The sequence below is a fragment of the Xylanimonas oleitrophica genome, from assembly GCF_003244315.1.
Lineage (GTDB): Bacteria > Actinomycetota > Actinomycetes > Actinomycetales > Cellulomonadaceae > Xylanimonas_A > Xylanimonas_A oleitrophica.
On the sequence record NZ_QKWH01000002.1, the window covers coordinates 56,508 to 82,257 of the forward strand.

Sequence of the window (25,750 nt, forward strand, 5' to 3'; positions counted from 1 at the left end):
TCCGATGAGGGGCGCGTGACAGTCCCAGGCCCCAGCATCGTGCGTGCCGGACGAGGTGCGCGCGCCGTGCGCTCGAGCGAGCCGGTCCCGTACGACTTCCGCCGCCCCCTGACCATGTCCCGTGAGCACGCGCGTGCCCTGGAGATGGCGTTCGAACGGTTCGGCCGCCAGTGGGCCACGCAGCTCACGGCCCGGCTGCGCGCCGTCACCGAGATCACTCTCGAGGACCTGGCGCTGCGGCCCTACGACGAGCACGTCGCCTCGCTGCCGACGCCGAGCGTGCTGGTGGTCTGCTCCGCCGGCGAGCTGCGCCAGACGGCGATCCTGCAGCTGCCGCCGCCCATGACGCTGGTGTGGATCGACTACCTGTACGGCGGCACCGGAGCGGGCGACGACCGGTTCGAGCGGGAGCTCACCGAGATCGAGGTGACCCTGCTGCGCGACCTGGTCAACGCCGCGTTCTCGGACCTGTCGTACGCCTTCGCCTCCGTGCTGCCGCTGGAGGTGTCGTTCCGCAGCGTGCAGTACAACGCCCAGTTCGTCCAGGCCGTCGCGGCCGGCGAGACGGTGCTGGTCGCCACCTTCACCGTGCGGCAGGGCGAGCGCACCGACACCGCCACCTTCATGCTGCCCGCCGAGCTCCTCCTGGCCGCGCTGCGTGCCTCGGAGGGCACCGCGCAGGGCTCGGAGGCCGACCAGCACGCCGTCGCCATCGCCCAGGCCGAGCTCGACCTCGCTGTCAGCGAGGTGCCTGTCGACGTCGCCGTCCGGTTCGCGCCGGTCACGGTGCGCCCGCGGGACGTGGTCTCGCTCGAGGTCGGCGACGTCCTGCCCCTGTCCCACCCGCAGGAGCGACCGCTGGACGTCGTCGTCGACGACGTCGTGCTCGCCCATGCCGCCGTCGGGACCCGCGGGTCCCGCCTTGCCTGCCAGGTCGTCGCTATCGAGGAGACACGCTCATGAACACCACCGTCACGCCGAGCCGCGCCGCCGGTCCGGCGGCCGAGCAGGCCGCCTCCGCCGCCGCTGCCGCCGCGGCGCTGGTCCCGGCCACGGTGCCGCTCGTCGCGGTGCCCGCGTCGGACGGCGACCTGCCGCCCGCGACGGCGAGCGCCCAGGTGGCCTCGTTCGTCGGTGCCACGAGCGCCGAGCTCGCCCTGGTGGCCGACGCCGCGATCTCGGAGGCGCTGGCGGCCGACGCCGGTGCCGCCGGCGCGCTGAGCCCGGCGGACGCGCTGCGTCCGGCCCTGGAGGCCGCCGCTCAGACGCTGGGTGCTGGGCTGCTGGAGGACTCGCGCACCGAGGTGGCGGGCGACGTCGTCGCCGAGGACACGCTGGTGTTCGCGCTGCAGCACGAGGGCACCACGCTGGCCTGGTTCACGCTGCGGGCCCGCGGGGAGCGCGTGGCCCCGCCGGCTGCGGCTCCGGCGGGCGGCGCGCGTGCCAGCATGCGGATGCTGTACGACGTCGAGATGACGCTGACGGCCGAGATCGGTCGCACGCGCCTGCCGGTGCGGCACGTGCTCGACCTGGTGCCCGGCTCGCTGCTCGAGCTGGACCGCACGGCCGGCAGCCCGGCGGACGTCATGGTCAACGGCCGGCTCGTGGCCCGCGGCGAGGTCGTCGTCGTCGACGAGAGCTACGGGATCCGCATCACCGAGATCGTGCCGGGATCGGACGTGGGGTGATGGGGGACGCAGTCATGCTCCTCCTGCGCGTCGTCCTGTCCTTGGGCGTCGTGCTGCTCCTGATCTGGTACCTGGGCCGTCGGCTCGGTCAGGGGCGTGCTCCGGCCACCGGCGAGCACGAGGTGCGCGTCGTGGCACGGCAGCCGCTGGGCCGGCACGCCGGTGTCGCGGTGCTGGGCATCGGGGAGCGCCGGCTGCTGGTCGGGTTCGGCGAGCAGCAGGTGAGCCTCCTGGGCGAGCTCGACGCCGTCGCCGCTCCGGCGGCGGTGGCGGGCGACGTCGTGGGGGCGGAGGACGGGACGGTGACGGGGGCCGGCGTCGTCGCGCCGCCGTGGCTGCCGGTGCCGGTGCCGGCGCTGGCCGGTGCGCGCGCGCCACGGCACGTCGCGGCGAGCGTGCCGGACGACGGCGCGGGCGGCTCCCCGCTGGCGGGGTCCGTGCTCGACCCGCACACGTGGCGCCGCGCCGTGCGCGCGGTGCAGGAACGCACGGTCCGCCGGTGAACCCGGACCTGGGCGACACCGTCGCCGTCACCATCAACGGCGTCAACGGGACGCCGAGCAGCTCGATCGTCGTCCTGCTGGCGATCACCCTGCTGTCGGTCGCCCCCGCGCTGATCCTGATGACCACGAGCTTCACGAAGATCTTCGTGGTGCTCGCGCTAACCCGGAACGCGCTCGGCCTGCAGGGCGTGCCGCCGAACCAGGTCATCGCCGGCCTGGCGCTGTTCCTGAGCCTGTTCATCATGGCGCCCACGGTCAGCGGCGTGAACGACGCGGGCGTGCAGCCGTACCTGGACGGCAGCCTCACCTTCACCGAGGCGGTCGACGCCGGCTACGGCCCGCTGCGCGACTTCATGCTGGCCCACACCCGCGAGTCCGACCTGGCGCTGCTGACCCGGGCGGCGGGCCTGCCCAACCCGGCCACGCCCGCCGACGTCGGCTTCGCCCAGCTCGCGCCGGCGTTCCTGCTGTCGGAGCTGCGCGCGGCGTTCATCATCGGCTTCGTCATCTTCGTGCCGTTCCTGGTGATCGACCTCGTCGTCTCCTCGGTGCTGATGGCGATGGGCATGATGATGCTCCCGCCCGTCATGGTCTCGCTGCCGTTCAAGCTGCTGCTGTTCGTCATCGTGGACGGCTGGGGCCTGATCGTCACCGCGCTCGTCGGCTCCTATGGGGGAGGCTGACGTGGACACCGCCGCAGTCCTCGACCTGGGGATGGACGCCCTCGTGCTGGCCGCCAAGCTCGCGGCCCCCGTGCTCATCACGTCGCTCGTGGTCGGGTTCGTCGTCTCGCTCGCGCAGTCGGTCACGCAGATCCAGGAGATCACGCTGTCGTTCGTGCCCAAGGCCATCGCCGCGGCGATCGCGCTGGTGGTGTGCGGCAACTGGATGCTGTCCGAGCTCGTGACGTTCACGCGCGAGCTGTTCACCCGCATCCCCGCCCTGGTGGGTTCCTGACATGGGACCGAGCGACCCCGTGGCGGTCACGCTGCCGCTCGGAGCCGTGGAGGCGACGTTGCTGGCGGGCGTGCGGTTCGCCGCGTTCCTCGTCATCGCGCCGCCGTTCGCCCAGCGGGGCATCCCCTCGATGGTCAAGCTGACCCTCGCGTTCGGCCTGGCCCTGGCGGTGGCCCCGCGCCTGGACCAGGAGCCGGCCTCGAGCACCGGCGCGTTCGTCGCAGCCCTGGTGCTCCAGGCCGTGGCGGGGGCCGGGCTCGGGTTCCTCGTCGCCCTCGTGTTCTCGGCGGTGCAGGCCGCCGGTGGCCTGATCGACCTGTTCGGCGGCTTCCAGCTCGCCACCGCGTTCGACCCGATGAGCATGACCAGCGGCGCCCCGTTCGCCCGGCTGTACCAGTTCGCGGCGCTCGTGCTGCTGTTCGCCTCGGACGGCTACCAGGTCGTGCTGGCGGGCCTGGCCCGCAGCTTCGACGCTATCCCCCTCGGCACGTCGCCCGTGACCGGCGCCCTCGCCGAGTCGGTGGCCACCGGGCTGTCCCAGATGTTCCTGTCGGCGGTGCAGATCGCCGGGCCGCTCCTGGTGGTCCTGTTCCTCACCGACGTCGGCCTCGGCCTGCTGACCCGCGTGGCCCCCGCCCTCAACGCCTTCGCCCTGGGCTTCCCGCTCAAGATCATGGTGACCCTCACGCTGGGGGCCTTCGCCTTCCTCGCCCTCGGCGGCGTGGTCCGGGCGCTGACCGGCGACGCGGTCGACACGATGCTGGGGGTGAGCCCGTGAGCGACTCCCAGGAGCGCAACCTCCCCGCCACCCCGCAACGCATGAAGGAGGCGCGGCGCAAGGGCAAGCTGGGCCGCTCCCAGGACCTGTCGGCCTGGGTGGGCCTGGCCGCCGCCGCCGTCACCCTGCCCCTGGTGCTCGACGCCGGGGCCGCCGCCGCCCAGGAGCAGCTCGCCGTCGTGCGCGACGTCGCCGCCAGCCCCGACACGGGCGTGGCGGTGCGGGCGCTCGGCGACGGCCTGCGCTCCATCATCGGTGTCCTGGCGCCGCTGCTCGCCGTCGTCTTCGGCGTCGTCCTGGCCGTCTCGATCGCCCAGGGCGGCCTGCGGCCGCGCCAGATCCGGCTCCACTTCGACCACTTCAAGCCCGTCAGCGCCGCCAAGCGGCTCTTCGGCGCCCAGGCGTGGTGGATGGCCCTCAAGACCCTCCTCAAGAGCGCGCTGGTGGGCGTGGCCGTCTACGTCGCCATGCGCGCCCTCGTGCCGCTCCTCGCGGTGTCCGGCGACCTCACCCTGGGCCAGCTGTTGTGGACCGCCACGGACGGCGTCAAGGACCTGCTGCTGTGGGGCGTCGGGGCCGGCATCGCGATGGCCCTCCTCGACCTCGCCGTCGTCATCCGGCGCAACCGCAAGCAGACCCGCATGACGCTGCGCGAGTTCAAGGACGAGAACAAGCGCACCGAGGGCGACCCGCTCCTCAAGGGCGCCATCCGGTCCCGCCAGCTCGCCATGAGCCGCAACCGCATGATGGCCGAGGTCGCCGACGCCGACGTCGTGCTCGTCAACCCCACCCACGTGGCCGTGGCGCTGCGCTACCAGCCCGGCGCCGGCGCCCCCCGCGTCGTCGCCAAGGGTGCGGGCGCCGTCGCCTCCGCCATCCGCGCCCGCGCGCTGGAGAACCGCGTGCCCCTGGTGGAGGACGTCCCCCTGGCACGCGCCCTGCACGCCGCCTGCGACATCGGCCAGGAGATCCCCGAGTACCTGTTCACCGCCGTGGCCCGCGTGCTCGCCTTCGTCATGAACCTGCGTCAGCGCGGCGCCGCCGCCGGCTCCCACCGGATGCCGCAGGCCAGCACCGTGCCCGAGGCCCCGCCCCGGCGCCCCGGTCACCGGGGCCCGCCCCGGCACGCCCGCACCCCCCGACCCAGCCAGCCGACAGCCACCAGGAGCGCCGCGTGAGAAACAGGTCGATCTCCCAGCTCGCGGTCCCCGTGGGGGTCGTGGGCATCGTGATCCTGCTGGTGGTGCCGCTGCCGCCGGCGCTGCTGGACGTGCTCATCGCCGTCAACATCACGGCCTCGCTCGTCATCCTGCTCACCAGCATGTACGTGCGCCGCCCGCTCGACTTCTCCGTCTTCCCGTCGCTGATCCTCGTGTTCACGCTGTTCCGCCTCGGGCTCAACGTGGCCTCCACGCGGCTCGTGCTCGGCGACGGCTACGCGGGCGAGGTCATCGGCGCGTTCGGCCACTTCGTCGTGGGCGGCTCCCTCGTCATCGGCCTCGTGATCTTCCTGATCCTCGTGGTCATCCAGTTCGTGGTCATCACCAACGGTGCCGGCCGTGTGGCCGAGGTGGGCGCCCGCTTCACCCTCGACGCCATGCCCGGCAAGCAGATGGCCATCGACGCCGACCTGAACTCCGGGCTCATCGACGAGGACGAGGCACGCCGGCGCCGCGCGGACGTCACCGCCGAGGCCGACTTCTACGGCGCCATGGACGGTGGCTCCAAGTTCGTCAAGGGCGACGCCATCGCCGGCATCGTCATCACCGTCATCAACCTCATCGGCGGCATCATCATCGGCGTCGCCCAGATGGGCATGCCGGTCACCGAGGCCGTCGAGCGGTTCAGCCTCCTGACCGTGGGCGACGGCCTGGTCACCCAGATCCCCGCCCTGCTCCTGTCCGTCTCCACCGGCATCGTGGTCACCCGGTCCACGGCCGAGGGCGACATGGGCTCCGAGGCCACCAAGCAGCTCTCGCAGTCGCGCACCGCGCTGTACATCGCCGGCTCCGGGGCCATCGGCCTCGCCCTGCTGCCCGGCATGCCCAAGGTGCCGTTCCTGCTGGTGGGTGCCGCGCTCCTGCTGCTGGCCCAGCGGGCGGCGGCCACCGCCCGCAAGGCCGAGGAGGAGGCCCAGGCGGCCGCCGTCGTCCCCGCCGGGTCCACCCCGGCCGGGGACTCGCCCGAGGAGCTGCTCGACCAGATGCGCGTGCACGCCCTGGAGATCCGCCTCGCCCCCGACCTCGTGGAGCTGGTGGGCCAGGGCCCCGACCAGGACCTGCTCGGCCGGGTGCGCGGCCTGCGCCGTCAGCTCGCCCTGGAGCTCGGTGTCGTCGTGCCGCCCGTGCGCACCCGCGACAGCGTCGACCTGCCGCGCTCCACCTACGCGATCTTCGTGGCCGGCGTCGAGACCGCCCGCGGCCTCGCCCCCGCCGGCCGCCTGCTCGCCCTCGGCGACGACCTGGGCTCGCTGCCCGGCACCCCCGTCTCCGAGCCCGTGTTCGGACTGCCCGGCCGGTGGATCCCCGCCGAGCTGCGGCACGCCGCCGAGATGAGCGGCGCCACCGTGGTGGATCGTGTCTCCGTGCTCATCACCCACCTCGGCGCCGTCGTGACCGACAACGCGCCGCGCCTGCTCAGCCGCGAGGACGTCCGTCTGCTCACCGACGGGCTCAAGAGCGTCAGCCCGTCCGTGGTGGAGGAGCTCGTGCCCGGCCTGCTGTCCCTCGGCGAGGTGCAGCGGGTGCTGCAGGGCCTGCTGGCCGAGCAGGTCTCCATCCGGGACCTCGGCCGCATCTACGAGGGCATCGCCACCCGCGCCCGCACCTCGACCGAGCCCGAGGGCCTGATCGAGGCGGCCCGCGCCGCGCTGGGCCCCGCCCTGACCGCCAAGCACGTGCACGACGGCACGCTGCGCGTGGTCACCCTCGACCCCGCCCTCGAGCACGCCCTGGCCGAGTCCGTGCGCCCCGGCGACGCCGGCAGCCAGCTCGTGGTCGAGCCCGCCCGGCTCGACTCCCTGCTGTCCCAGCTGCGGCGCGCCGTGGCCGACGCCGAGGCCGACGGCCGCGACGTCGTCCTCGCCTGCGTCCCCGCGCTGCGGCCGGCCCTGCGCCGGCTCGTCGCGCTGGCGCTGCCCCGCCTGCCCGTGCTCTCCTACAGCGAGGTCACGGCCGCAGGAGCCGCCGTCGAGAGCGCAGGGGTGGTGAGCGATGGCCACGCGATTGCTGCTCGAGGGTGACGACCTCGCCGAGCTGATGGCCCACGTGCGCGGCGAGCTCGGGCCCCGCGCCCGCGTCGTGCGCGCCGAGCGGGTGCGTACCGGCGGGTTCGCCGGGTTCTTCGCCCGCGAGCGCTACGAGGTCACCGTGGACGTGCCCGACGACGTGCCGCTGCCCGAGCAGCCCGCCCCGCCCCGGCACCTGCCGCCCGGGTCGCTGCGGCCGCGCTCGTTCGAGGAGCTCATCGGTGCGGCCGACGCCGCCGACACCGTGACCGGCGCCGCCCGGCCGGCGGCGGCCGGCGGGGCCCCGGGCGCTGCTCCCGGCGGCGTGCCGGGCGGCGTCGCGGCGGGCTTCGACGGCAGCGTGCCCGCTGGTGCGCCGGGGGATGCCGACGTGCCCGGGCTCGACCGCGCACCCGTGCCCACGCCCTCCACCACCGGGGAGGACTTCGCGACCCTGCTGGAGCAGGTGCGCGGCATGGCGGGCCTGCAGCCCGAGGCCGACGTCGTGGTGCCCCCGCCGCCCAGCGGCTTCACGCCGATCGAGGCGCCCGTGGTCGACTCGTCCGCCGTCCGGACCCTCGGCGACCGCGACCCCGCCGGACCCGCCGGCGACCTCGCGAGCCACCTCGCCGCCCTTGGCGTGCCCGCCGAGCTGCTGGAGCCGCCCGTCACGTTCTCCGGCGTGCTGGGCCGGCTGCCCGGAGCGGTGATGCCGCTGCGCACCGCGGGCGCCGTCATCGTCGTCGTCGGCCCCGGCGCGGACGCCCTGGCCACCGCCGCGCTCCTCGCCGACCGCTGCGGCGTGCCCGAGACCGGGCGCGCCCACTGCGGCGACGTGCCCGTCATCGTGCCCACCGCGGGCGTCGGCCGCCGCCTCGGCACCGCCCCCGACGTCACCGCGTGGCGCGCCGGCGCCGAGCGGGCCCCGTACCCGGGCGTCCTGGCCGTCTGCCTCGACGCCCACGCCCGCGAGCACACCGAGGCCGTGGCCCTCCTGCGCGCGGCCCACGCCCGCCAGGTGTGGGCGGCCGTCGACGCGCACGAGAGCCTCACCGACACCCGCGCCTGGCTCGACGAGCTCGGTGGCGCGCGCACCGTCGACGCCCTCGCGCTGCGCGGCGCCCTCACCGCCGTCCGGCCCGCCGCCGCCCTCGCCCTGCCCGTCCCCGTGGGCTGGATCGACGGCGTGCCCGCCACCCGCGTCGCCTGGGCCGCGCTCCTCAGCGCCGCTCTCGACGACCCGGTGCTGTGGTCCTGACCGGGCACCGCGGGCCGGACCACGTGCCCGGCACCCGCCCGGGGCGCGATAGGGTCGCCGCATGCTGGTGCTGAGTCGACGGGTGGGCGAGAGCCTCGTCATCGGTGGCGGCATCACGGTCACCGTCGTCGAGGTGCGCGGCGAGACGATCCGCCTGGGTATCGACGCCCCGCGCGACGTCCGCGTCAACCGTGCCGAGGTCGTCGCCGCCGTCGAGGCCGAGAACGCGGCCGCCGCAGGGGCCGACGACGTCGCCGCCGACGCCCTGCGCGCGCTCGCTGCCGGGGTGCGCAGGCCGCAGGACCCCTCCGGCGACGCCCGCGGGGGAGACGCACGCCACGACGGCGCGGGGCAGGAACCCTCAGCCTGACCCGGGCGCATCCGATAGGTCCTTCGACCAGCCGGGATCCGACCACCGGCCGGTGGGAGGCCCAGTCATGGATGACGTGGACGAGATCGTCCGGGAGTTCCTGGTCGAGAGTCACGAGAACCTCGACCAGCTCGACCGAGACCTGGTGGCGCTGGAGAGCGACCCAGGGTCCCGCGGTCTTCTGAGCAGCATCTTCCGCACGATCCACACCATCAAGGGGACCAGCGGGTTCCTCGCGTTCAGCAAGCTCGAGCGGCTCACCCACGTCGGGGAGAACCTCCTCGTGGAGCTGCGCGAGGGTCGCCGCGTGATGGACCAGCCCACCACCGACGTGCTGCTGCACCTCGTGGACACCGTGCGCTCGCTGCTGTCCGCGATCGAGGCGGACGGCACGGAGGGCGACGTCGAGATCGACGCCGCCGTCGCCGCGATCCTCGCGGTGCAGGAGGGGACCCCGGGCGCGAGCGCCGCGGGCGAGCCGGCCGCGGGCGAGCCCGCGCAGGACGTCGCGGCGCCGGCGACGCAGGGCGACGGCGAGCAGGGCGGCGGCGAGCAGGGCGGCGGCGAGCAGCCCGCCCCCGCACAGCCTGCGGGCGAGGCGTCCGCGGCCACCGAGCCGCCCGCCGCTCCGCAGGTCGAGACCCCTGCACCGGCCCCCGCTCCCGCACCGCAGCCGGCGCACGACGCCGCGGCCGAGGCGCACCCCGAGGAGACCAACCTGCTGCGCTCGGCGGCGGACTCCTCGATCCGCGTCGACGTCGAGGTGCTCGACGAGCTCATGCGGCAGGTGGGCGAGCTGGTGCTGACCCGCAACCGCATCACCCGTATCGCGGGCGCCCGCGACACGGACACGGAGCTGGTGCGCTCCTCCCAGCAGCTCGACCTCATCGCGGCCGAGCTCCAGGAGGGCGTCATGCGCACGCGCATGCAGCCCATCGAGCACGTGTGGTCCAAGATGCCGCGCGTCGTGCGCGACCTCGCCTCCGTGGTGGGCCGTGAGGTCTCCCTGCAGATGACCGGCGGGGACACCGAGCTGGACCGCGGCCTCCTGGAGGCCGTCAAGGACCCGCTGACGCACCTGGTGCGCAACGCCGTCGACCACGGCATCGAGCCTCCGCAGGAGCGTGCCGCCAGCGGCAAGGACCGCCGCGGCACCCTGTCGCTGCGGGCGTACCACTCCGGCGGCCAGGTGGTCGTCGAGGTCGCCGACGACGGCCGGGGCATCGACCCGCAGAAGGTCGCCGCCAAGGCGGTCGAGCGTGGTCTGCGCACCCCCGACCAGGTCGCGGCGATGAGCCCCGCCGAGCTGCTGCAGCTGCTGTTCCTGCCGGGCTTCTCCACCGCGGAGAAGGTGACCAACGTGTCCGGCCGCGGCGTCGGCATGGACGTGGTGCGCACGCGCATCGAGGCGATCGGCGGCACGGTCGACGTCGAGTCCACCGTGGGCACGGGCACCGTGTGGCGCCTGCGCATCCCGCTGACGCTCGCGATCATGCCGTCGCTCACCGTGGTCTGCGACGGGGACGTCTACGCCCTGCCGCAGGTCAACGTGCTGGAGCTCGTCGCTCTCGACGTCCAGCGCACCGGTGCCGGCATCGAGCACGTGCACGACGCGCCCGTCTACCGGCTGCGCGGCGAGCTGCTGCCGCTCGTGCCGCTCGCCAACGCCCTCGGGCTGCAGGAGCGCGGCGCCGAGCGCGAGCGCTCGGCCGGCGTCATCGTCGTCGTGCAGGCCGACAGCCAGCGCGTGGGTCTCCTGGTGGACCGCGTGGTCAGCACCGAGGAGATCGTGGTGACCCCGCTGTCGCCGCGCCTGAAGGCCATCGGTGTCTACTCCGGCTCCACCGTGCTGGGCGACGGCAGCGTCGCCCTCATCCTGGACGTCCAGGCCATCTCGCGCTCCGCCCTGGCGCGCGACGGCGACCTGGGCCCCGGCACGTCGTTCGCCGGGCAGGAGACGGTGGTGGAGGAGTCCTCCACCGTGGAGCAGGTGCTGGTGGCGGGCGTGGGCGGTCGCCGCCTGGCCATGCCGCTCGCCTCCGTCGCCCGCCTGGAGAGCCTCGCGGCGGACCAGGTGGAGCAGGTCGGCGGGCGCGAGGTGGTCCGCTACCGCGGCTCGATCCTGCCGCTGGCACGCCTCGACCGCCTGCTCGGTACGTACACGCAGGAGACGGACACCCTCCTGGTCATCGTCTACTCGCAGGCCGGCCGCAGCGTCGGCCTGGTCGTGGACGAGATCCTCGACATCGTCGACGACGACGTCACGCACCGCAGCGACATCGAGGACGTCGGCCTGACCGGCTCCACCGTCATCGGCGACCGCGTCACCGAGCTCCTCGACCTGCGGGCCGCGGTGCTCGCGGCCGACCCGGCCTTCGAGCTGGCCGTCGCCGCGTCCGCCGAGGGGGACGACCACCTGTTCGACGGCCTGCGTGCCGAGTCCGAGCCCGCGGGAGCCACCCGATGAGCAGCTACGTCACCTTCACCATCGACGACGCCCTCTACGGCATCGACGTCCTCCAGGTCCGCGAGGCCCTGGTCGCCCAGGAGCGCACGCGCGTCCCGCTCGCTCCCGACGGCATCGCCGGGCTGGTCAACCTGCGCGGCCAGGTCGTCCTCACGGTCGACCTGCGCCCGCGGCTCGGGCTGCCCCCGGCAGCCGACGACGCCGAGCGGATGATGGTCGTCGTCCAGACGGACGGCGAGCCCACGAGCCTGCTCGTCGACCGCGTCGGTGACGTGGTCGACGTCGCCCCCGAGCGGTTCGGCCCGCCGCCGGACACGCTCGACCCCACGCTGCGCCCGCTGATCCGCGGGGCCTGCCGGCTCGAGGAGCGGCTGCTGCTGGTCCTCGACGTCGACGAGGCCGCCACCGTCGCCTGACGCGCTCGCGTCCTGCATCCCCTGCGCCACCCCGTCACCACCTGAGTCCCCGCCGCCCATCGCCCGGCGGGACCGAACCCCGGAGCACCACATGACCACCGCCTTCGCCGCGGCCCCCGCGGAGACGTCCGCACCGACCGCACCCTTCCCACCCGTCGCCACGGCGCCGGCCTCTCCGGCACCGCAGGCTCCCACCCCGGCGGGCGGGGGTCGCGGGCCCCGCCGCCTGCGCGACCTGCCCATCGCGGTGCGCGTCGCCTCGGCCCTGACCGTCATGGGCGTCGCCGTCGTGTCGGTGACCGTCATAGCCATGTCGAGCAGCACCACGCTGGCCGCGGACGTGGAGGACCTCGGGGAGAACATCATCGCCCCGCAGGCCTACCTCGTGGACGCCCAGCGCTGGTTCCAAGCCAGCCGGGCACGCGTCCTGGAGTACGGCATGGTCGCCCCTGAGGAGCGCGAGGCGCTCGCGCAGGACCGCGCCGGGTTCGACGCGGACGTGCTCAAGGACTTCGAGGACTACGAGCCCTTCGTCATCGACCGTGACGTGTTCGACGACCTGCTGGACGCCTACGCGCGGTACCAGGCCGCGGCGGACGCCATCGAGCCGGCCGCGGAGCTCGGCTCCGCCGGCTACCACGCGGCCTACGCGGAGCAGGTGCGCCCGCTGACCACCGAGGTCGGCGACGCCCTGCAGGCCCTCGTCGACTCGCGCAACGCGAAGGTCGGCGACCGGATCGACGAGGCGATGACCCTCTCCGCCGCGACCGACCGCGTCGTGCTGATCGTCGCGGGCCTCGGCCTCCTCCTCGGTGCCGCCATCGGCACCCTGCTGGTGCGCGGCCTCGTCCGGGACCTGCGCAAGGTGCAGCGCACCATCGTGGCGATGGGTTCCGGGGACCTCACGGTCACCGCGGACGTCGCCTCCCGTGACGAGCTCGGGCGCATGGCCGAGTCCCTGGGCAGGGCGCAGACCGCCCTGCGAGGGACCCTGTCCGGGGTCGTCGAGTCCTCGATGACGGTGGCCTCCACCGCCGAGGAGCTCTCCGCCGGGTCCAACCAGGTCGTGGCGGGCTCCGAGGAGATCAGCGCCCAGGCGGGCGTGGTGGCCGCGGCGGCCGAGCAGGTGAGCCGCAACGTGCAGGCCGTGGCCGCCGGTGCGGAGCAGATGGGTGCCAGCATCCGCGAGATCGCGCAGAACGCGTCGGAGGCCGCCAAGGTCGCCTCGCACGCCACCGGCGTCGCCGCCACCACCAACGACCAGGTGTCCAAGCTGGGCGTCTCGTCGCAGGAGATCGGCAACGTGGTCAAGGTGATCACGTCGATCGCGGAGCAGACGAACCTGCTGGCGCTCAACGCCACGATCGAGGCCGCCCGGGCCGGTGACGCGGGCAAGGGCTTCGCCGTCGTCGCCGGGGAGGTCAAGGACCTCGCCCAGGAGACGGCGCGCGCGACGGAGGACATCGCCCGCCGCGTGGAGGCCATCCAGGCCGACACCACCGGCGCGGTGGCCGCCATCGGGGAGATCAGCCGCATCGTGGCCGAGATCAACGACTTCCAGCTCACGATCGCCTCGGCGGTGGAGGAGCAGACCGCCACCACCAACGAGATGTCGCGCAGCGTCGCCGAGGCCGCCACCGGCTCCGGCGAGATCGCCGCCAACATCACCGGCGTCGCCGGGGCCGCCTCCGAGTCGTCCCGCGCGCTGGCCGCCAACGGCCAGGCCATCGCCGAGCTCGCACGGATCTCGGAGGACCTGCGCGCCAGGGTCTCCACCTTCACCTACTGACTGGCGGGCCCCCGGCGCGGTGCGCGCCGGGGGCCCGTGAGCCGGCGACCGCCGGCAGATCACCGACGATCGCACCACCCGAACCGAGGAGACGCATCGATGCGCATACGGATCGTGGCCGCAGCCCTGGCGGCCGGAGCCCTCAGCCTCACGGCCGGCTGCTCCGGCCCAGGCTCACCGGGAGAGTCCGGTGGTTCGGGTGGTTCGGGTGAGACCCCGCTCGTGGGCGTGGCCATGCCCACCACGACGTCGGACCGCTGGATCGACGACGCGGAGAACCTCCGCAACCAGTTCGAGTCGCTCGGCTTCGACGTCTCCGTCGAGTTCGCCGAGGACGACCCGGCAACCCAGGTGGAGCAGCTCGCCGCCATGGTCGAGGCCGGCGCCGACGCCCTGGTGGTCGGCTCCGTCGACGGCAAGGCGCTGACCGGCGTCCTGGCCGACGCGCACGCCGCCGGCATCCCGGTCGTCTCCTACGACCGGCTCATCCGGGACTCCAAGGACATCGACTACTACGCGTCCTTCGACAACGCACGCGTCGGCGTCCTCCAGGGCACCGCGCTGCTCACCGGCCTGGGGATCCTCGACGCATCGGGGGCGCCCACCGGCGTCACCGGCCCCTTCAACGTGGAGCTGTTCGCCGGCTCGCCGGACGACAACAACGCCACCGTGTTCTACGACGGCGCGATGTCCGTGCTGCGGCCGTACCTCGACGCCGGCGTCCTCGTGGTGCCGTCCGGCCAGACCGACTTCGAGTCGATCGCCACCCAGGCGTGGAGCGCCGACGAGGCCGCCGCGCGGATGGCCACCCTCGTGCCCGCCTACGGCGAGGGCCGCACCCTCGACGGCGTGCTCTCGCCCTACGACGGCATCTCCCGCGCCGTCCTCACCGCCGCAGCGTCCATCGGCCAGCAGCCCGTCGTCACCGGGCAGGACGCCGAGATCGACTCCGTGAAGCTCATCGCCCAGGGCACGCAGTACGCCACCGTCTACAAGGACACCCGCCAGCTCGCCGAGGTCACCGTGCAGATGGTGCAGGCCCTGCTGGCCGGGAGCGAGCCCGAGGTCAACGACACGACGTCGTACGACAACGGCGCCAAGGTCGTGCCCTCCTACCTGCTGGCACCGCAGGCGGTGACGCAGGCGAACTACACGAAGGTACTCGTCGACAGCGGGTACTACACGGCAGAGGAGATCCGCTGATGTCGCTCGAGGCCGCACCGCGCCGCCGCGGTGCCTGGTTCTGGGACCGCCCGCTCGCCACCAAGTTCGCCACGGCGATGCTGGTGCTCGGCGGGGCCTTCTCGGTGGTGGGCGGGGCGGGAGCGCTCGCCCTCTGGCGGGCCGCCGACGACCTGGCCGAGATGTCCGAGCTCAACACCGAGCTCCAGCGCTCCTTCTCCGAGCTCCAGGTGGACCAGGCGCGCAGCCACCTGCTGCTCCACCGCGCCGCCGGGGCGGACGAGTCCACCCGGGCCCAGTACCTGACGTCCCTGAGCTGGGTCGACGACGACGTCAAGGCGCAGATCGCCGTCATCGAGCGGTTCCCCTCGGCGAGCACCCCGCAGTGGCACGACTTCCGGGACCGTTGGGACGCCTGGACCGCCTACCGTGACTCCACGCTGCTCCCGCTGGTCGAGGCCGGCGACGCCACCGCGTTCGACGCGGCGCTGGCGGCCGACGTCGCCGCCGACCCGGACTGGGCCGGGCGGGCCCTGGCGCTCGCCTCGGCGCAGACGGACGCGGACGTCGTCGCCATCCAGCAGGCCGGGCAGACGCAGGCGCGCACCATGATCGCGGTGCTGGGCGTCACGTTCGTGGTCGCGGCGGCGCTGTCGGTGGCCCTCTCCGTCGCCATCGTGCGCCGCATCAACCGTTCGGTGCGCTCGGTGGGTGCCTCGCTCGAGGCGATGGGTGCCGGCGACCTCACGCAGCCGGCCGTCGTCGAGTCGCAGGACGAGATCGGCCGCATGGCCGCCTCCCTCAACGACGCCCAGCAGAACCTGCGCACCGTGCTGGCGGGCGTGGTCGAGACCTCTCGCTCGGTGGCCGCCGCGGCCGACGAGCTCTCCCAGGGCTCGGACGGCATGGCCGCCGGTGCCGAGGAGACGTCCGCCCAGGCGGGCGTGGTGGCCGCGGCCGCGGAGCAGGTCAGCCGCAACGTGCAGGCGGCGGCCGCCGGTGCCGAGCAGATGGGTGCCAGCATCCGCGAGATCGCGGAGAACGCGTCCCGGGCCGCGAAGGTCGCCGCCGAGGCCACCGGGGTCGCCGCCGAGACGAACGACCAGGTGGCCAAGCTGGGCACGTCCTCCCAGGAGATCGGCAACGTCGTCAAGGTCATCACGTCGATCGCGGAGCAGACGAACCTGCTGGCGCTCAACGCGACCATCGAGGCGGCGCGCGCCGGGGAGGCGGGCAAGGGCTTCGCCGTCGTGGCCGGTGAGGTCAAGGACCTGGCGCAGGAGACGGCCAAGGCCACCGAGGACATCGCGCGGCGGGTCGAGGCCATCCAGGCCGACACCACCGGCGCGGTGGCCGCCATCGGGGAGATCAGCCGCATCGTGGCCGAGATCAACGACTTCCAGCTGACCATCGCCTCGGCGGTGGAGGAGCAGACCGCCACGACGAACGAGATGTCGCGCTCGGTGAGCGAGGCAGCGGCAGGCTCGGGCGAGATCGCCGCCAACATCACCGGCGTCGCCGCCGCGGCCTCGCAGTCCTCGCAGACCGTGGCCGAGATCGGCACGTCGGTCACCTCGCTCGCCCAGGCGGCCGAGGACCTGCGCGAGAAGGTCGCGGCCTTCAGCTACTGACGGGCCGGCTGTCCGCAGCACGCACGACGGCGCCCCACCCGGTCCTGACACCGGGTGGGGCGCCGTCGTGCCGTGCTGGTGCTCGCCGCGGGGTCGCGATGGCCGCGTGCTTCGGCATGGTCGGCAGCGCTGCCGACGCCGGACGGTGCGGCTCAGATGCGCGGGCGCAGCGTGTTGAGCGCCTGCACGTACTGCGCGTCCTGCGGGCGCGGCTCGGGGCGCCCGTACAGGTAGCCCTGGATCTCGGTGCAGCCGTCGTTGCGCAGCCGCTCGAGCTCCTGCTCGGTCTCGACGCACTCGGCCACGGTGGTCAGGCCCATCTCGCGGGCCATCGAGATCAGGGCGCGTACCACCGTCGCGGAGGCGGGGCTCTCGCTGGACTCACGGACGAACGAGCCGTCGATCTTGATCTTGTCGATGTGGAACGCGATCAGGTGCGAGAGGGAGGAGTACCCGGTGCCGAAGTCGTCGAGGGCCACGCGCACGCCCAGCGCGGTCAGCTCGGCGAGCTCCTGCGTGCTGGCCTCGGCCCTGGTGAACATCGCGGTCTCGGTGATCTCCAGCTCGAGCCGCCCCGCGGGGAGCCCGGAGGCCGCCAGGGCCTCGCGCACCTCGCCCACCAGGGTGCCGCGGCCGAGCTGCTCGGCCGAGATGTTGACCGCCACCCGTGCTCCGTCGGCCCAGGTGGTCGCGTCCTGGCAGGCGCGGGTCAGTACCAGGCGGCCGAGGTCACCGATGAGCCCCGACTCCTCGGCCACCGGGACGAACTGGTTCGGCGGCACCCAGCCGCGGTCGGCGTCGTGCCAGCGCACGAGCGCCTCGCGGGCGGTGACGCGGCCCGTCGTCGCGTCCACGATGGGCTGGTAGAAGACGAAGACGCGCTCCTCGTCGGCCAGGGCGCGCCGCAGGGCGGCCTCGAGGTCGATGCGGGCGGTCAGACGGCGCTCCATCTCCTGGTCGAACACCCGCACGGTGCCCTTGCCGGCGTCCTTCGCGGCGTACAGGGCGATGTCCGCGCGAGCCAGCAGCGCCTCGCCGTCGGTGCCGTGCGCGGGAGCCAGGGCGGCGCCCACGGACGCGCCGATCCGGGCGGTGCGGGCCGTGTCGAGGTCGTAGGGCTCGCTGAGCGTGGCGACGATCTCCGAGCCGAGGGCCTCGCCGCGCGCACGGTCGTCGTGGGGGAGGAGCACTGCGAACTCGTCGCCGCCCAGGCGTCCCACCGACACGCGGTGGCGGCGCGCGGTGCGCTCCAGGCGGCGCGCCACCTCGGCCAGCAGCACGTCGCCCGCCTGGTGGCCGAGGGTGTCGTTGACCGTCTTGAACCCGTCGAGGTCGACGAACAGCACGGTGGCGCGCGGGTCGGGACGGTCGAGGGCCGAGTCGAGCGCCTGCGTGATGGTGTACCGGTTCGGCAGGCGGGTGAGCGGGTCGTTGAGCGCGAGGTCGGTGATCTGGCGCTGGGAACGTCCCTCGCGCTCCTGCGCCAGGACCAGGCGCCGCAGGTTCCGCTCGCGCGAGCCGGCCACCGGCAGCGCGGCGGCGAGGAGGAACGCCGTCTCGAGCCCGACCGCGAGCAGGAGCGGCTCGCCCGAGACGGCGAGCACCAGCACGGCGACGCCGCCGGGCGCGAGCACGGCCAGCAGCATGCTGCGGCGCGAGTACGTCAGGCACACGAGGCAGGCCACGAGGGAGACGGTCGCGAAGTGGGCGACGTACACGCGCTCGGCGAGGTCGGCGTACCGGTAGAGCGCCAGGGCCCAGCCGACGAGCCAGACGGCCATCCACAGCACCGCCTGGCGGTTCCAGGTCAGCCCGCGGGTCACGGCCTGCTCCGTGACGCCCGGGGCGCGGCGTGCCAGGCGCAGGGCCACGACGACGACGGCGGCCGCGGTCACCGGGACCAGGCCGGCGAGCAGCACCACCGGCGGGACCCGGTGCTGCATCAGCACGGCGGTGACCCACACGTTGGCGGCGCAGGCCAGGTAGAGAGGGACGGCCGTGCGGCGCACCGACTCGAGCTGGGCGACGCGCAGCGCGACGGAGTCAGGTGGCAGCGCGCTCGCCGAGCGTGCCTTGGTCCACCTGCTGATCACCATGCTCGTCACTTCCCTCGCTTCGCTGCGGCGCAGCCTCGGGAGACCCATCGGCACGTGTCAGCTTCCGTGAAGGGCCCTGGGGGGAGGGGCGGCCGGACTTCGCCCGTCAGAAAGACGGCGGGTCGACCTTCACATCGGCCCCAGGTGACCGATGAGAGGGGCGCCCACGGAAGGGCACTCCCGTCCCACTCATGGAGGAACCATGGCCGACGCCGGCACGCTTGCGCGACCGTCGAAGCTCGTCCTGCGGACGATCGGTGCGAAGGTCTTGGCCGCGCTCGCCGTCGTCATCGTCGCCCTGCTCGTCATCAACACCGTGGCCTACGCGGGGCTGACCTCGGCGCAGGAGCGTGCCGAGGACGCGTACGAGCACAGCCTCGTGCCGATCGTCGCGCTGAGCGAGATCCAGCGCTCCTACCAGGGTGACCGTGCCCGGGTGATCCAGTACGGCATCGCCGACGAGGAGACGCGCGCAGAGCTGCGCAGCGAGCTCGTCGAGCGTCGCCAGGACCTGGACGCGCAGATCGAGGCCTACCGTGACAACGCCGTCTCGCAGGACGCGGTGGACGACATCGACGCTGCGCTGGACGCCTACTACGACGCCGCGCTCGACACGCTGATCCCGCTGGCCGACGCCGGTGACGCGGCCGGGTTCGCCACCTACTTCCAGGAGACGATCCGTCCGCTGACGACGGACGTCGTCGAGGCGATCCAGGCCGAGGCCACCGGCCAGGCCGACCGGGCCGCGGCCGAGAACACCGAGGGCAGCGCCGAGATCGCCTCCACGGTGGTGCGCATGCTGGTGGTGGGTGTGCTCGGTGTCGTGCTCTCCGTGGTGTTCGTGCTGCTGCTGACCCGCTCGATCACGCGACGCATGCACGTGCTGCGGGGGGCGCTCGAGCGGGCGGCCGCCGGCGACCTGACGCCGCCGCCCGCGGTGGGGGGCAACGACGAGATCGCGACGCTGGCGCAGACGCTGAGCGTGACGCTGGAGCGCCAGCGCGAGGTGATCGCGGGCGTCACCGAGACCTCCGCATGGGTCGCCTCTGCGGCGCAGGAGCTGTCGGCCGGCTCGGGGCAGGTCGCCGCCGGTGCCGAGGAGACGTCCGCCCAGGCGGGCGTGGTCGCTGCGGCAGCCGAGCAGGTCAGCCGCAACGTGCAGGCCGTGGCCGCCGGTGCCGAGCAGATGGGTGCCAGCATCCGCGAGATCGCCCAGAACGCCGCCGAGGCCGCCAAGGTGGCCGCGCAGGCGACCGCCGCGACCAAGGACGCCAACGAGGCCGTGTCGCGCCTCGGGTCCTCCAGCGAGGAGATCGGCAACGTGGTCAAGGTCATCACGTCGATCGCGGAGCAGACGAACCTGCTGGCGCTCAACGCGACCATCGAGGCCGCCCGGGCGGGCGACGCCGGCAAGGGCTTCGCCGTCGTGGCCGGTGAGGTCAAGGACCTGGCGCAGGAGACGGCCAAGGCCACCGAGGACATCGCGCGGCGGGTCGAGGCCATCCAGGCCGACACCACCGGTGCCGTGGGCGTCATCGGCCTCATCGACCAGATCGTGGCGCAGATCAACGACTTCCAGCTGACCATCGCCTCGGCGGTGGAGGAGCAGACCGCCACGACGAACGAGATGTCGCGCTCGGTCAGCGAGGCAGCGGCAGGCTCGGGCGAGATCGCCGCCAACATCACCGGCGTCGCCGCGTCCGCCTCGCAGTCCTCGCAGACGCTGGGGCAGATCGGCAGCTCGGTGGAGGACCTGGCGCGGATGGCGGCCGACCTGCGCGCACGCGTCTCCGCCTTCACCTACTGACCCGCACCCGTGCGGCCCTCCGGGGCCGAGCAGGAGGAACCATGACTCCCATCAGGGTGCTGGTGGTCGACGACTCCGTCGTCATCCGCCGACTGGTGACGGACGCGCTCTCGCGCGACCCCGGCATCGAGGTCGTCGGTGTGGCCGCCAACGGCAAGATCGCCGTCAACAAGGTCGAGCAGCTCGCGCCCGACGCCATCACGATGGACGTCGAGATGCCCGAGATGAACGGCATCGAGGCGGTCCGCGCGCTGCGGCGCGCGGGCCACCGCATGCCGATCGTGATGTTCTCGACCCTGACCGACCGCGGGGCCGAGGCCACGCTCGACGCTCTCGCCGCCGGCGCCACCGACTACGTCACCAAGCCCGCCAACGTGGGCAGCCTGGCGCAGTCGCTGGCGCGGGTCTCCGAGGAGCTCGTGCCGCGGCTGCACGCGCTCGTGCCGGGTCGTGGCCCGAGCGTCCGTACCCCGGGGCCTGCCCCGGCGACGGCGCCCCGCGCCCCGCGGCTGCCCGTCGTGCTGCTCCCGCCGCCCCCGCCGCGCCCCGTGCGGGCCGTGGTCGTCGGGTCCTCGACCGGCGGGCCCGAGGCCCTCTCGCAGGTGCTCGGCTCCCTGACCCGGCCGCCGTCGGTGCCCGTGCTCGTCGTCCAGCACATGCCGCCCCTGTTCACCCGGCAGCTCGCCACCCGGCTCGACCGGCTGGGCCCCGCCCGGGTCGTGGAGGCCACCGGCGGCGAGAGCCTCGAGGCGGGCACCGTTTACATCGCCCCCGGAGACCACCACCTGGTGCTGCGCCGTGAGGGCGGGCGCCTCGTCACGGCCCTGGACGACCGCCCCCCGGTGAACTACTGCCGGCCCTCGGTCGACGTCCTCTTCGACTCCGTCGCCGACCACCTCGGCGGTGACGTGCTCGCCGTGGTGCTCACCGGCATGGGCAGCGACGGGCGCACCGGCGTGCGGCGCCTCGTCGAGGCCGGTGCCACCGCCGTCGTGCAGGACGAGCAGTCGGCCGTCGTGTGGGGCATGCCGGGCGCCGTGGCACTGGCGGGCCTGGCCCACCAGGTGCTGCCCCTGCCCGAGATCGCGGGAGCCGTGGAACGCCACCTGTCGGGTGCCCAGCTGGGGAGGACGGCATGAGCCTGTCGGCGGAGAGCTTCGAGCACGTGGCGGACCTGGTGCTGCGTCGCAGCGCCATCCGCCTCGCCCCCGGCAAGGAGTACCTGGTCGAGACGCGCCTGCTCGGCATGGCCCGCGAGCGCGGCCTGGCCGACGTCGAGGAGCTGGTGCGTCAGGTGCGCGCGAGCGGTACCGAGGCAGACCGGGAGCGGATCGTCGAGGAGCTGACCACCAACGAGACCTCGTGGTTCCGCGACCAGCTGCCGTTCGAGTCGCTGCGCGAGCACGTGCTGCCGCGCATCGTCGCCGAGCGGGGGCCGGCCGCGCGCGTGCGCGTCTGGTCGGCGGCCTGCTCCACGGGCCAGGAGCCGTACTCGATCGCGATGACCGCGGCCGAGGTGCTGCCCCCCACCGCGTCCGTCGAGATCCTTGCCACCGACCTGTCGGACCAGGTGCTGGCGCAGGCCCGCAGCGGCACCTACAGCCAGCTGGAGATCAACCGTGGCATGCCCGCGTCGATGATGGTCCGCCACCTGGTGCGCTCCGGCGCCCAGTGGCAGGTGAACCCCGACCTGCGCCGCAGCGTCACGTTCCGCAAGCACAACCTGCTGGACATGCTGCCCCTCGGGCCGTTCGACATCGTCTTCCTGCGCAACGTCCTCATCTACTTCGACGTCGCCGTCAAGCACGACATCCTGCGCAGGGTCGCCCGCGTCATGGCGCCCGGCGGCGTCCTGGTCCTCGGGTCCGCGGAGACGGTGTTCGGCATGGACGGCGAATGGAGCCGCGTGCAGGCCGGGCGCGGCTCGCTGTACGTGGTGCAGCGGCCTGCGACGGGCGCCGTCCCGTCCGTGGCCACCGGCATGACCCACACCCACCGAGCGGCGGTCGTACCCGCCCTGGCCCGAGGAGGGCAGGAATGAGAGCACTGGTGATCGACGACTCGCGTGCGATGCGGCGGATCGTCTCCGGGATCCTGAAGGACCTGGGACTGGAACCGTACGAGGCGGAGCACGGGCAGGCGGCCCTCGCCCTGCTCGAGGACGGCCTGGACCCGGCCCTCGCGTGCGTCGACTGGAACATGCCCGTGATGGACGGTCTGACGTTCGTGACCTCCGTGCGGGCGCGTCCCCAGTGGCGGTCCATGACCCTCATGATGGTCACGACCGAGTCGGAGCAGTCGCAGATCGTGCGTGCCCTGGCGGCCGGCGCCCACGAGTACCTCATCAAGCCGTTCACGCCCGACGCGATGCGAGCCAAGCTCGAGATCCTGGGCCTCGTCCGGACGGAGACCCACGCATGAGCCCTATCGCCGTCGGTGAGCGGGAGATCTTCGAGATCGCTCGCGAGGTGTTCGACGCCATGATCCCCGGTGGGGGAGCGCTCGAGGAGTGGCACGGCGACCTGCCCGTGCAGCACGAGCCGCTCACCGCGTGGGTCGCGTTCCACGGCCCGTTCTCCGGTCGCGCGGTGCTCAGCTCGGAGCGGGGCACCGTGGACGACCTGGCGAGCGCGCTGCTGGGCCTCGGCCCGGACGCCGTCGTGGGCGACGAGGACCGCCTCGACGCGTTCGGCGAGATCGCCAACATGGTGGGCGGCAACCTCAAGTCGCTGCTGCCGTTCCCCGGCACCCTGGGCCTGCCCGAGGTCGCCGCCGAGCCGCCCGCGGACGGCGTCCTGCTGGAGAAGCTGCGGCTCTCCTGGGGAGGCCGCCCCATCGTCATCACCCTGTGGTCGACGGACTCTGCCGCCGCGGCCCTGAGCGAAGGGAGCACCCTGCAATGATCCGAGCACTCGTGACCGACGACAGCCGCGTGATGCGGCAGATCGTCATCCGCACGCTGCGTCAGGCCGGCTATGAGTGGGAGATCCGCGAGGCCGCCAACGGCGCCGAGGCGCTGGAGGCCATCCGGGAGGACGAGCCGGACGTCGTCCTGTCCGACTGGAACATGCCGGAGATGACCGGCATCGACCTGCTGCGGCGCCTGCGCGCCGAGGGGTACGGGACGCCGTTCGGGTTCGTGACCTCCGAGGGCTCCCCGGAGATGCGGCAGACGGCGGAGGCGGCCGGTGCGCTGTTCCTCATCGCCAAGCCGTTCACGCCGGAGGCGTTCCGCGACGTCATCGAGCCGGTGCTCGCATGAGCGCAGAGACGCCGCTGCCGAACGCGCAGGAGCTGCGCGAGCTGGCCGAGGGTCTCCTGGGGCGTGAGGTCGACGTCCTGACGGGCGGGAGCATGGTGGACCCGGCCGCCGAGGGCGGTGCGCTGGTCGGCACGTACGTGGACCGGGGGATGCGCCTGCAGGCCCTGGTCCTGTTCGACCTGCCGCTCGCCGCGCACATGGGGGCCGCCATCGGTCTCATCCCGGCCGGGGCGTCGGAGGACGCCGCGGAGGGGGGCTTCCTGCCGCACAACCTGGCCGAGAACGCGGCGGAGGTGCTCAACGTCGTCGCTTCGCTGTTCAACACCGAGACGTCGCCGCACCTGCGCCTGGACACGGTCTACCTGCCGGGGGAGGCGCTGCCGAACGACGTGCAGCCCTGGGTGATGTCGTACGTGCGCCGGATGGACCTGGACGTGAGCGTCGCCGGGTACGGCAAGGGCCGCTGGTCCGTGCTCGTGCTCTGACCTGCCACGGCGCGCACGGGTGCGCCGCCATCTCCTGCGGGGCGTCTGCCCCTGGCCGGGTCTGGTCCGACAGCCGACCGTCGAGAAGCGGCGGTGACTGTCGGCCGCCCTGGCCCGGGCGCGGCGTGGACGCTCTTCAGCACACCCATCGGCCGGGCGTGGGGGACGTGAGGAATCCCACCGGGTGAATCGTGCCGCCTGCCGTGGGTGAAAGCCTCCGCGGCGCATTTTTCCGCGCGCAGACGGCTCATAGAGTCGGAGACCAACGGCGCGGGGGCAGCCGGGAACCGAGGGACCAGCGGTCGACCGAGGGAGCCCGACGTGAGCACTGCGACTCCAGGGCGGCTCACCAGCGCGCGTGCGAAGAACCGCGCGCGGTGGCTGCGCGAGGTGCGGGACCTGTTCGGTGCCCAGCCGTGGCACCTGTCCTACCGTCGCCGCCTCGCCCTGACCGACCTGGCCGTGCTCGTGGTGGCCGTGGGCCTGGCCCACGCGCTGCACCACGTCGTGCCCGGCGCGACGGCGGGCTCCGCCACGGCGCGCACGGCGCTGAGCCTCGCCATCGTCGTGGCCTGGATGGTGGGGCTCGCCGTCGCGCGCAGCTATGACCCGCGGGTGCTGGGCTCGGGACCGATCGAGTACCAGCGCGTCTTCGACGCCTCCTGGAAGCTGTTCAGCGTGGTCGCCGTCGGTGCCTTCCTCGTCTCGGCGGCGGGCGTGCGCAGCTACCTGCTGGTCACGCTGCCCGTCGGGCTGGCAGGGCTCCTGGCCGAGCGCTTCCTGTGGCGTGGCTGGCTGCACGGGCGGCGGTCCGAGGACGCCTTCACCACCGCCGTCCTCGCCATCGGCCTGCGCGAGCAGGCCGAGCGGCTCATCCGCGAGATGAACGGGCGGCCCGGCTCCGGCTACCGCGTGGTGGGGGTGTGCGTGCCGGTGGGGGAGGTGCGGGCGGGGGACGAGGTGGCCGGTGTGCCCGTGCTGGGCGACCTCGCCACCGCCGGCGCCATCGCGGCCCAGGTCGGCGCCGATTGCGTCGCCGTCAGCGGGTCGGACGCGATCACCTCCGACGTCGTCCGCCGCCTGGGGTGGGAGCTCGAGCCCGTGGGGGTGGACCTCATGCTCACCGCCGAGCTCGCCGACGTCGCCGGGCCGCGCATCACGGTCACCCCCGCCCAGGGCGTCTCGCTGCTGCACGTCGACGCGCCACGGTTCGCCGGCCCCAAGTTCCTCCTCAAGGCCGTCATGGACTGGACCGGCGCCGCGCTGCTGACGGTGGTGCTGGCGCCCGCGCTCCTCGGCATCGCCCTGGCCGTCAGGCTGACCAGCCCCGGGCCCGTGCTGTACGGCCAGGACCGGGTGGGTCGCGGCGGGCGCACGTTCCGGATGCTCAAGTTCCGCAGCATGAGGGTGGGCGCGGACGCCGAGCGCACCACCCTGCAAGAGGCCCGCAACGACGGGGCGGGGCCGCTGTTCAAGCAGCGCGACGACCCACGGGTCACGCCCCTGGGGCGTGTGCTGCGCCGCTACTCCCTCGACGAGCTGCCCCAGCTGTTCAACGTGCTCTCGGGGAGCATGAGCCTGGTGGGCCCGCGCCCGCCGCTGCCCGCCGAGGTCAGCCGGTACGAGGCGCGGATGCGGCGCAGGCTGCTGGTCAAGCCCGGCCTCACGGGGCTGTGGCAGGTGGGCGGCCGATCGGACCTGCCTTGGGAGGAGTGCGTGCGGCTCGACGTCTACTACGCCGAGAACTGGACCCCGTTCGGCGACCTCCTGATCCTCGCGAGGACCGCCAAGGCCGTCTTCGGAGGTCAGGGCGCATATTGACCCAGTGGGTGAGC

Annotated in this window: 24 protein-coding genes; 23 read left to right on the top strand and 1 reads right to left on the bottom strand. The window is 73.7% G+C overall.

Translation table 11 applies throughout. The features are described 5' to 3' along the window. The first annotated feature begins 15 nt into the window (after positions 1 to 15). The 15 genes from DNL40_RS04155 (at position 16) to DNL40_RS04225 (ending at position 16,265) form a co-directional block, all read left to right on the top strand. Positions 16 to 963, top strand: a complete 948-nt coding sequence (locus DNL40_RS04155) for a flagellar motor switch protein FliM (protein WP_245885652.1) — start codon at positions 16 to 18, stop codon at positions 961 to 963. Continuing rightward, on the top strand, positions 960 to 1,688 hold the full coding sequence (gene fliN, locus DNL40_RS04160; protein ID WP_111249994.1) for a flagellar motor switch protein FliN: 729 nt from the start codon (positions 960 to 962) through the stop codon (positions 1,686 to 1,688). The genes DNL40_RS04155 and fliN overlap by 4 nt, the downstream gene beginning before the upstream one ends. Next, positions 1,688 to 2,191, top strand: a complete 504-nt coding sequence (locus DNL40_RS04165; protein WP_111249995.1) for a flagellar biosynthetic protein FliO — start codon at positions 1,688 to 1,690, stop codon at positions 2,189 to 2,191. The genes fliN and DNL40_RS04165 overlap by 1 nt, the downstream gene beginning before the upstream one ends. Beyond that, a complete protein-coding gene (gene fliP, locus DNL40_RS04170; RefSeq protein ID WP_245885653.1) occupies positions 2,188 to 2,874 on the top strand; it encodes a flagellar type III secretion system pore protein FliP in 687 nt (228 codons plus the stop codon). Before DNL40_RS04165 ends, fliP begins: the two co-directional genes overlap by 4 nt. Position 2,875: 1 nt before the next feature. Further along, positions 2,876 to 3,148: a flagellar biosynthesis protein FliQ gene (gene fliQ / locus DNL40_RS04175; RefSeq protein ID WP_111249997.1), complete on the top strand. Its 273-nt coding sequence runs from the start codon at positions 2,876 to 2,878 to the stop codon at positions 3,146 to 3,148. A 1-nt stretch (position 3,149) separates the two neighbouring features. Further along, positions 3,150 to 3,926 (top strand): flagellar biosynthetic protein FliR, encoded by a 777-nt coding sequence (locus DNL40_RS04180; protein WP_179950931.1) that lies wholly within the window; start codon positions 3,150 to 3,152, stop codon positions 3,924 to 3,926. Beyond that, entirely contained in the window at positions 3,923 to 5,104 is a 1,182-nt protein-coding gene (locus DNL40_RS04185) for an EscU/YscU/HrcU family type III secretion system export apparatus switch protein (protein WP_111249998.1), read from the top strand. Before DNL40_RS04180 ends, DNL40_RS04185 begins: the two co-directional genes overlap by 4 nt. Beyond that, positions 5,101 to 7,167 (top strand): flagellar biosynthesis protein FlhA, encoded by a 2,067-nt coding sequence (gene flhA, locus DNL40_RS04190; protein WP_111249999.1) that lies wholly within the window; start codon positions 5,101 to 5,103, stop codon positions 7,165 to 7,167. The genes DNL40_RS04185 and flhA overlap by 4 nt, the downstream gene beginning before the upstream one ends. Further along, positions 7,139 to 8,410, top strand: a complete 1,272-nt coding sequence (locus DNL40_RS04195) for a hypothetical protein (RefSeq protein WP_111250000.1) — start codon at positions 7,139 to 7,141, stop codon at positions 8,408 to 8,410. The genes flhA and DNL40_RS04195 overlap by 29 nt, the downstream gene beginning before the upstream one ends. Positions 8,411 to 8,471: 61 nt before the next feature. Next, entirely contained in the window at positions 8,472 to 8,780 is a 309-nt protein-coding gene (gene csrA / locus DNL40_RS04200; protein ID WP_111250001.1) for a carbon storage regulator CsrA, read from the top strand. Between the two features lie 67 nt (positions 8,781 to 8,847). Continuing rightward, on the top strand, positions 8,848 to 11,247 hold the full coding sequence (locus DNL40_RS04205; protein WP_111250002.1) for a chemotaxis protein CheA: 2,400 nt from the start codon (positions 8,848 to 8,850) through the stop codon (positions 11,245 to 11,247). Next, positions 11,244 to 11,663 (top strand): chemotaxis protein CheW, encoded by a 420-nt coding sequence (locus DNL40_RS04210; RefSeq protein WP_111250003.1) that lies wholly within the window; start codon positions 11,244 to 11,246, stop codon positions 11,661 to 11,663. The genes DNL40_RS04205 and DNL40_RS04210 overlap by 4 nt, the downstream gene beginning before the upstream one ends. A gap of 91 nt (positions 11,664 to 11,754) precedes the next feature. After that, a complete protein-coding gene (locus DNL40_RS04215) occupies positions 11,755 to 13,452 on the top strand; it encodes a methyl-accepting chemotaxis protein (RefSeq protein ID WP_111250004.1) in 1,698 nt (565 codons plus the stop codon). A gap of 99 nt (positions 13,453 to 13,551) precedes the next feature. Beyond that, positions 13,552 to 14,655: a substrate-binding domain-containing protein gene (locus DNL40_RS04220; protein ID WP_111250005.1), complete on the top strand. Its 1,104-nt coding sequence runs from the start codon at positions 13,552 to 13,554 to the stop codon at positions 14,653 to 14,655. Further along, on the top strand, positions 14,655 to 16,265 hold the full coding sequence (locus DNL40_RS04225; RefSeq protein WP_111250006.1) for a methyl-accepting chemotaxis protein: 1,611 nt from the start codon (positions 14,655 to 14,657) through the stop codon (positions 16,263 to 16,265). Before DNL40_RS04220 ends, DNL40_RS04225 begins: the two co-directional genes overlap by 1 nt. A 152-nt stretch (positions 16,266 to 16,417) precedes the next feature. Here the strand turns inward: DNL40_RS04225 and DNL40_RS04230 are convergent, their stop codons facing one another. Then, positions 16,418 to 18,361: a putative bifunctional diguanylate cyclase/phosphodiesterase gene (locus tag DNL40_RS04230; protein WP_146252012.1), complete on the bottom strand. Its 1,944-nt coding sequence runs from the start codon at positions 18,359 to 18,361 to the stop codon at positions 16,418 to 16,420. A 202-nt stretch (positions 18,362 to 18,563) separates the two neighbouring features. On the opposite strand from DNL40_RS04230, the gene DNL40_RS04235 reads away from it, so the two are divergent. The 8 genes from DNL40_RS04235 to DNL40_RS04270 all read left to right on the top strand — a co-directional run bounded on the left by DNL40_RS04235 (position 18,564) and on the right by DNL40_RS04270 (position 25,736). After that, positions 18,564 to 20,168 carry a methyl-accepting chemotaxis protein gene (locus tag DNL40_RS04235; protein WP_111250008.1) on the top strand — a complete coding sequence of 535 codons (1,605 nt, stop codon included), beginning with the start codon at positions 18,564 to 18,566 and terminating at the stop codon, positions 20,166 to 20,168. Between the two features lie 41 nt (positions 20,169 to 20,209). Then, positions 20,210 to 21,307, top strand: a complete 1,098-nt coding sequence (locus tag DNL40_RS04240; protein ID WP_111250009.1) for a protein-glutamate methylesterase/protein-glutamine glutaminase — start codon at positions 20,210 to 20,212, stop codon at positions 21,305 to 21,307. Continuing rightward, positions 21,304 to 22,209, top strand: coding sequence for a CheR family methyltransferase (locus tag DNL40_RS04245; RefSeq protein ID WP_111250010.1), 906 nt, complete (start codon positions 21,304 to 21,306; stop codon positions 22,207 to 22,209). Before DNL40_RS04240 ends, DNL40_RS04245 begins: the two co-directional genes overlap by 4 nt. After that, the gene (locus DNL40_RS04250; protein WP_111250011.1) at positions 22,206 to 22,589 is read left to right on the top strand and encodes a response regulator; all 384 of its coding nucleotides are present in this window, start codon (positions 22,206 to 22,208) and stop codon (positions 22,587 to 22,589) included. The genes DNL40_RS04245 and DNL40_RS04250 overlap by 4 nt, the downstream gene beginning before the upstream one ends. After that, positions 22,586 to 23,071 carry a chemotaxis protein CheX gene (locus DNL40_RS04255; RefSeq protein WP_111250012.1) on the top strand — a complete coding sequence of 162 codons (486 nt, stop codon included), beginning with the start codon at positions 22,586 to 22,588 and terminating at the stop codon, positions 23,069 to 23,071. The genes DNL40_RS04250 and DNL40_RS04255 overlap by 4 nt, the downstream gene beginning before the upstream one ends. Next, positions 23,068 to 23,430, top strand: a complete 363-nt coding sequence (locus DNL40_RS04260; protein ID WP_111250013.1) for a response regulator — start codon at positions 23,068 to 23,070, stop codon at positions 23,428 to 23,430. The genes DNL40_RS04255 and DNL40_RS04260 overlap by 4 nt, the downstream gene beginning before the upstream one ends. Further along, positions 23,427 to 23,915, top strand: a complete 489-nt coding sequence (locus DNL40_RS04265) for a hypothetical protein (protein WP_111250014.1) — start codon at positions 23,427 to 23,429, stop codon at positions 23,913 to 23,915. The genes DNL40_RS04260 and DNL40_RS04265 overlap by 4 nt, the downstream gene beginning before the upstream one ends. A 321-nt stretch (positions 23,916 to 24,236) precedes the next feature. Continuing rightward, positions 24,237 to 25,736 (top strand): sugar transferase, encoded by a 1,500-nt coding sequence (locus DNL40_RS04270; protein ID WP_245885654.1) that lies wholly within the window; start codon positions 24,237 to 24,239, stop codon positions 25,734 to 25,736. Positions 25,737 to 25,750 lie beyond the last annotated feature (14 nt).

Bases quoted from the DNA above. Each gene is read 5' to 3' on its own strand.
- DNL40_RS04180 (WP_179950931.1), top strand. From the start codon at position 3,150: ATGGGACCGAGCGACCCCGTGGCGGTCACGCTGCCGCTCGGAGCCGTG.
- DNL40_RS04255 (WP_111250012.1), top strand. From the start codon at position 22,586: ATGAGCCCTATCGCCGTCGGTGAGCGGGAGATCTTCGAGATCGCTCGC.
- DNL40_RS04240 (WP_111250009.1), top strand. From the start codon at position 20,210: ATGACTCCCATCAGGGTGCTGGTGGTCGACGACTCCGTCGTCATCCGC.
- DNL40_RS04220 (WP_111250005.1), top strand. From the start codon at position 13,552: ATGCGCATACGGATCGTGGCCGCAGCCCTGGCGGCCGGAGCCCTCAGC.
- csrA (WP_111250001.1), top strand. From the start codon at position 8,472: ATGCTGGTGCTGAGTCGACGGGTGGGCGAGAGCCTCGTCATCGGTGGC.
- DNL40_RS04205 (WP_111250002.1), top strand. From the start codon at position 8,848: ATGGATGACGTGGACGAGATCGTCCGGGAGTTCCTGGTCGAGAGTCAC.
- DNL40_RS04165 (WP_111249995.1), top strand. From the start codon at position 1,688: ATGGGGGACGCAGTCATGCTCCTCCTGCGCGTCGTCCTGTCCTTGGGC.
- DNL40_RS04195 (WP_111250000.1), top strand. From the start codon at position 7,139: ATGGCCACGCGATTGCTGCTCGAGGGTGACGACCTCGCCGAGCTGATG.
- DNL40_RS04225 (WP_111250006.1), top strand. From the start codon at position 14,655: ATGTCGCTCGAGGCCGCACCGCGCCGCCGCGGTGCCTGGTTCTGGGAC.
- DNL40_RS04265 (WP_111250014.1), top strand. From the start codon at position 23,427: ATGAGCGCAGAGACGCCGCTGCCGAACGCGCAGGAGCTGCGCGAGCTG.
- DNL40_RS04260 (WP_111250013.1), top strand. From the start codon at position 23,068: ATGATCCGAGCACTCGTGACCGACGACAGCCGCGTGATGCGGCAGATC.
- DNL40_RS04230 (WP_146252012.1), bottom strand. From the start codon at position 18,361: ATGGTGATCAGCAGGTGGACCAAGGCACGCTCGGCGAGCGCGCTGCCA.
- DNL40_RS04250 (WP_111250011.1), top strand. From the start codon at position 22,206: ATGAGAGCACTGGTGATCGACGACTCGCGTGCGATGCGGCGGATCGTC.
- DNL40_RS04215 (WP_111250004.1), top strand. From the start codon at position 11,755: ATGACCACCGCCTTCGCCGCGGCCCCCGCGGAGACGTCCGCACCGACC.
- DNL40_RS04245 (WP_111250010.1), top strand. From the start codon at position 21,304: ATGAGCCTGTCGGCGGAGAGCTTCGAGCACGTGGCGGACCTGGTGCTG.
- DNL40_RS04210 (WP_111250003.1), top strand. From the start codon at position 11,244: ATGAGCAGCTACGTCACCTTCACCATCGACGACGCCCTCTACGGCATC.
- fliN (WP_111249994.1), top strand. From the start codon at position 960: ATGAACACCACCGTCACGCCGAGCCGCGCCGCCGGTCCGGCGGCCGAG.
- DNL40_RS04235 (WP_111250008.1), top strand. From the start codon at position 18,564: ATGGCCGACGCCGGCACGCTTGCGCGACCGTCGAAGCTCGTCCTGCGG.